This window comes from Saccharicrinis sp. GN24d3 (assembly GCF_052400645.1).
In the GTDB taxonomy this organism is placed as follows: Bacteria; Bacteroidota; Bacteroidia; order Bacteroidales; family Marinilabiliaceae; genus Saccharicrinis.
Genome location: NZ_JBQTGI010000061.1, coordinates 1 through 4,907, shown reverse-complemented (window position 1 = coordinate 4,907; position 4,907 = coordinate 1). Strand labels below are relative to the sequence as shown.

General features: G+C 32.8%; 1 protein-coding gene. It reads left to right on the top strand.

Translation table 11 applies throughout. The annotated features are described in order from the left end of the window. The first annotated feature begins 243 nt into the window (after window positions 1-243). Window positions 244-4,635, top strand: a complete 4,392-nt coding sequence (avs2, locus tag ACT29I_RS25515; protein WP_444794838.1) for an AVAST type 2 anti-phage system protein Avs2 — start codon at window positions 244-246, stop codon at window positions 4,633-4,635. Window positions 4,636-4,907: the final 272 nt, after the last annotated feature.

The window sequence follows — 4,907 nt, the reverse complement described above, 5'->3', positions numbered from 1 at the left end:
ATCGTTGATTTAGCTTTTGTAATGAAAAAGATAAAAACAAATACAACGCTTTGGCTTTGTGAAATTTGGAAGTGAGTACAATTAATATCACTTACGCTTCATAGCCTGAACGTTGTATGCCATGCTAAAAAAGCCAACGCACAAATAGCACATTTGGTTTTTGCCGACACAAGACCAAACACTTAAAAAACCAAAAGAGCTATTTTTTAGCCAACGCTCAACAAAGAATTGAAACTGAATTTAATGAATAAAATAGACCAGATAAAGTCAATAATTGAATGGATACTATCATGGATTCTAAAATTAAGACTACGAAAAACGTATTGGAGTATTGCAGTACCTACAGGCTTATTCATTTTAGGAGAATTTGCGAAAAAACTGGACTTCTGGATTAAAGTTACAAACCAATTCCAAGAAAGCTCAGAAGGATACTGGCAAAAACTTTTTTGGAAGATCGTTCACTTTTATCTTAGTATTAATCTTCCTTGGTGGAGCCTTATTCTCATAGTAGTAATGCTTTTATTGTTCACCTATGTATACTTGCAGGAGTTAAAGGCCAAAAGACTAGGAATTGAAGTAACAGTCGAAAGTATTACAAATAACATTTCCAGTCACCTTTCAAGAAAAATTGACGATAAAATAGAAGAAATAAAGTCGGAGCTAACATTTCAACCTAATCAAAACTGGTTCAGGGAGCAATGTGAATCATCAATTGATGATCTTGGAAAAAGGTATACCCCAGAGTTAAATGTAAAACTTGAAGTATCCGAAATCTTCGAAGGGTTGGGAAGAACTGAAGAGTTCAAAAGGAAAGCAACAAAGCTTTTTGACCAGTTTCTGATAAAAGGGAAAAAGATATTAAAAGATCAGTCTAAAGTAAAAGAAGCTCTTGAGAGTTTAGAAAATGCCTTTGATGAGTTACAGACTTTGTTTCATAAAACTGAATTCTTAGGAACCATATCTCTTCCAATAGATGAGTTTGAAAGTTTGTTAAATAATGCTCAGAGTTCAGTTCGAAAAATCTATGATTATTACTTAGCGGAAGAAAGAAAACTTCAAAAAGAAAAAAATGATTACCAATATTATCAAAAATATGGTACCGAGTTAAGAAACATTAGAGAATTCGAGCATGAGCTTTCGAATTTTAAAAATTTAATTCATGGTTCTTCATTTAAACTTGCGAATAATCCTTTTTTACTGCTAGATGGTGAAGCTGGTATCGGAAAATCACATTTGATTGGAGATATAGTTTCAAAAAGAATTAATAAAGAACATGAAAGTGTTTTTCTTCTTGGTCAACATTTTGTTACAGAAGAAGACCCATGGACACAAATTTTTAAACGACTACAAATCAACTCCAAAGCAGTAGACTTTCTAAGTAAACTAAATCAACGAGCTGAAACGTCAGGAAAGAGAATTATTCTTTTTATTGATGCAATCAATGAAGGAAAAGGAAACTACTTCTGGAACGACTTTGTAAATAGCTTCATTAATGAGATAAAAAAATATGAATGGCTTGGACTCGTATTAACTATAAGAACGTCTTACAAAAATTTGATTCTACCTGAAGACGAAAGAGCTAATCTAGATATTGTTGAACACCATCACTATGGATTTAGGAATGTCGAATATGAAGCGAGTAAATTATTTTTTAATAATTATAAAATTGAATTACCTAACGTTCCATTGTTACATCCCGAATTCCAAAATCCCCTTTTTTTGAAACTATTTTGTGAAGGAATTAACAAAGCTGGATTAACCCGTATTCCTGATGGTCTTCAAGGAATTACCTCGATTATAAACTTTTTTATTAAAAACGTAAATATCGTTTTATCAAAACCCAAAAGAGTTGGATACTCTGATAGCTTAAAGCTAGTACAAAATTCAATTCATGCTTTAATTAAGTACAAAGTTGATAACCAACTTAGATATGTACCATACGATGCAGCTTATCAAGTTATTGATGAATCCATTTCAGGCTTTATTGACAAAAAAGGTTTTATTGATGATTTAATTACTGAAGGTGTATTGTCAAAAAATATTTTTTGGAAAGAGGAGAATGATAATGAAGAAGGAGTTTATTTGGCTTATGAGCGATTTGAAGATCATTTAACTGTCCAATATTTACTCTTACAACATCCTGAATTAGAAAACGAGTTTAAAGTAGGCGGGCACCTCTTCAATTACGTAAAAGATGAAAATGCAATTTATATGCACAAAGGGTTGATTGAAGCTTTTTCAGTGCAAGTCCCTGAAAAAGAAGGATTCGAGTTTTATACTCTTATTCCTGATTTTAAAGACAAATACCCGATTATAGAATCCTTTGTTGAAAGTTTGCTTTGGAGAAAAGTTGAAACTATTAATGAAGAATCGAAGAAGTATGTAAATGAATATGTCTTTTTGTATCAAGGCACGCATGATTTTTTCTGGGAAACTATTCTTTCGGTTACAGGAATACCAAATCACTTCTTTAATGCTCGTTCTCTAAATAATCATTTAATAAAACTCTCCCTTGCTGAACGAGATGCTAATTGGACACAATTTCTCAAATATAGATATAGTGATGACTCATCAGTAAAACGGCTTGTAGATTGGGCATGGAATCAAACGGATAAATCACACATTTCTGATGAATCTGTTCTGCTTTCTAGTATCACTTTGGCATGGTTTCACACTTCCACCAATAGAAAACTCAGGGATTGTTCTACAAAAGCATTAATTTCTTTACTGCAAAATAGACTTGATGTATTGCTAGAACTCTTAAAAATGTTTGAAGGAGTTAACGATCCTTTTGTTTATGAGCGGCTATTCGCTGTTGCCTATGGATGCGTAATTAGAACAAATCAAAGAGAGAAAATAGCGGAAATATGTGAATATAATTTCAAAATAGTATTTAATAGCACCATTACAGGTGTAATTCCACACATATTATTAAGAGATTACGCTAGAGGAGCTATTGAATATGCGTATTACCTTGGTGTCGAATTGAGTTTCGAAATATCAAAAGTTCGTCCACCATATCAAAGTAATTGGCCAGATAATATTCCATCGTATGAAGAATTAAAGGAAAAATATGATAATGATCAATATTGGGATTTATGGCAATCAGTCATGGGGTTTGGAGATTTTGCAAGATATACAATTGGAACCAATCATCAATCTGATTGGTCAAGCTCTAGATTAGGGGAAACAATAATCAATAAGAAACAAGTCTATGAAGACTTCAAAACTAAATTATCTTCTAAGCAAATTGAGTATTTAGAAGGCATGAAAATAGATTTATCTGAAGTTAATTTTAGTGACTTATTCTCAGATGATTTAACCGAACTAGGAGATGATGAATTGACGGAATCATTAGATGATTTTAATTCCAGTGTGGAAGAACAAAGAAATGAATTTAAGGAAATGCTAACTCAAGCATTAAAAGAAGAGTATGAAAAAGACATTGAACCATATTTAGATGATTATAATAATATTACAGATAAAATGGAAACTTTTGATTTGAGTATTGCACAAAGAATAATTCTTTCAAAAGTTATTGACTTAGGGTGGTCACCTAAACTGCATTTAGATTTTGACAAAGAAATTGGAACTGGAAGAGGAAGAAATACCACTCCACACGAAAGAATTGGGAAAAAATATCAATGGATAGCTTATTATGAATACATGGCTTTTTTGACCGATAATTTTATAAAATTGGAAAGATGGGGGGATAACAAAGTAAAACCATATGATGGCCCTTGGGATCCTTATGTAAGAGATATTGGAAGTTATAATGAAGAACAATCTGAGGAGTTCTGGTGGGTTCACAACAAAATATTTAACTGGGAATGTACTAATGAAAGTTGGGTAAATGATAAAAGTGTCTTACCTAATATGGGTGAAATGATCCAATTAAAAGATGAAAAGGGTGAAGAATGGCTAGTTTTAGAAGGTTTCCCTTCTTGGTCTGAACCCAAGAAGATAGGCGAAGAAAAATGGGATCAACCACACAAAGAACTTTGGTGTCAAATAAGAAGCTACCTTGTTAAAGATGATGAATTCAATTCATTTAAGGATTGGGCTGTTAGACAAAATTTCATGGGGCGTTGGATGCCTGAAAGTGGTGATAGATATGAAATGTTCAGTAGAGAATATTTTTGGTCACCAGCACAAGAATATTTCATGACTGAATATTATGGAGGGACTGAATGGTCAGATGTTCACGATAAGGAATCAGGAGAGTATATTGCTAAGGTTAATGTAACTGCACAAGGCTTTTTATGGGAGGAAGAATTTGATAAATCAAAAGAAGAAACTATTAGTTTTTTAAAACCAAGTACCGTTGTCCATAAGGGTATGAATTTAAAATATAGCCAAAGAGAAGGAGAATTTATTGACAAATCTAAAGTGATACAATGTTTTTCTTCAAATGTTTATCATAATTCGAAATCCTACTTACTTGTTCGGAAGGATTCTTTTTTGAAGTTTCTAAATGAGAATAAATTAAAAATTGTTTGGACAGTATTGGGAGAAAAACAAATAATTGGGGGACGATCATTCAGCGCTAATTATCCTGGGAGATTAGAAATTAGCGGAGCTTATTATTTTGATCAAGAAGAATTAAAAGGAGAAATTAATACAGAAAATGCCTGACACATGCACCCATACACATTGCCAAGTCGCGCAAGGCAATCGCACAGACCAAAACTTGTCAAAGAGTATGGCTGCCCCATCGCTGACCGAAAAGAAAGCACGGGCATACAACATTTTGTATAAGTAATGGCAGAAAAAGTATTAAATATCAAGGTTTGTATCCCGCTCAAACTGCACTGCGGTTTGACAGGAAACTACCACGCAATCTGCCACTACTCATACAATTTACCGTCAGACTGTCTAAAAACTAAAAAGGTGTTGACATAAAGTTC